Source organism: Cupriavidus sp. WGlv3 (assembly GCF_023952475.1).
In the GTDB taxonomy this organism is placed as follows: Bacteria; Pseudomonadota; Gammaproteobacteria; order Burkholderiales; family Burkholderiaceae; genus Cupriavidus; species Cupriavidus phytorum.
Genome location: NZ_JALHRX010000110.1, coordinates 1 through 1,021 on the forward strand (window position 1 = coordinate 1; position 1,021 = coordinate 1,021).

General features: G+C 64.0%; 2 pseudogenes. Both read right to left on the bottom strand.

Annotated elements, in window-relative coordinates:
* Nucleotides 1–364, bottom strand: a pseudogene (istB, locus tag MKD38_RS30685) (IS21-like element ISRme9 family helper ATPase IstB); the annotation flags it as partial.
* 7 nt (nucleotides 365–371) lie between these two features.
* Nucleotides 372–1,021: pseudogene (gene istA / locus MKD38_RS30690) on the bottom strand (IS21-like element ISRme9 family transposase); the annotation flags it as partial.

The window sequence follows — 1,021 nt, forward strand, 5'->3', positions numbered from 1 at the left end:
GAGCAAACGCACAGGCCAACCAGGACTTGCCGGCACCGGTCGCCCCGGTCAGGATGAGGCTCTGAGCGTTGCGGATCCAGTCGCAACTGGCCAGGGTAGCGACCAGCCGCTGATCAAGGCCGCGACTGCCGTCATAGACCACATCCTCGAGGCATGCCTGGGTGTGCTTGAGCTTGGCCGAGCGCAGCAGCCGCTCCAGGCGCCTGGTGTCGCGCCAAGCAATCTCCCGGTCGACCAGCATGGAGAAGCGTTCTTCGAACGGCAGGCTGGAACTGGCGGTCAGGGCAGACTGTTCCTCGAAGGCCCGCGCCATCCCGTCGAGCTTGAGGGCCTTGAGCTGGCCGACGGTGTGTTGCATCAGCATAGTTTTCCTAATGGTAGTAGTCGGGTCCGCGCACGTTGTCGTGCATGGGGGAATGCCACTCGGTTTGCGATACCGGCAGAGTGGCTTGCCGGTCCAGATGGTTTTCAAGGATGGAGACCACAGACTTACGCGTGAGCGAGCCAATGGCGACGGCGCGAGCGCAAGCGGCTTCGAGCCGCTCCTTGCTGTACTTCTTGGCCAGACTCAGCAGACCCAGGCAGGCGCGATAGCCCATCTCGGGATGGCTCTTGTGGGTGAGCTGGTATTCGACGATGACGGCGACGTTGGGCCCAATCGAGGCTGCCCAGTTGAGCAGCCGGCCGGGCGTCCATTCGAGGTGCGCGCGGTGGGCCACCGGCATGTGTTCCTTGACCGTGCTGTGGCTGCCCTTGCGGGTATTGCGCGCGTGCAGCGCCACCCGTTTGCCACCGTACAGGATCTCGATGGTGTGGCGGGTTACGCGAGCCTCGACCGCCTTTCGCACCAGGGCATGCGGCACGCTGTAGTAGTGACCGTCGATCTCGACGTGGTAGTCGACGTTGACGCGGCATTGTTTGAACGTTGCAACTTCGTAGCGCCGCGGCGGCAGCGGTCGCAACACTGGCCGGTCCAACCGCTCGAACCACTCCCGGCGCGTGCCAGGCAGCTTCTTGAACG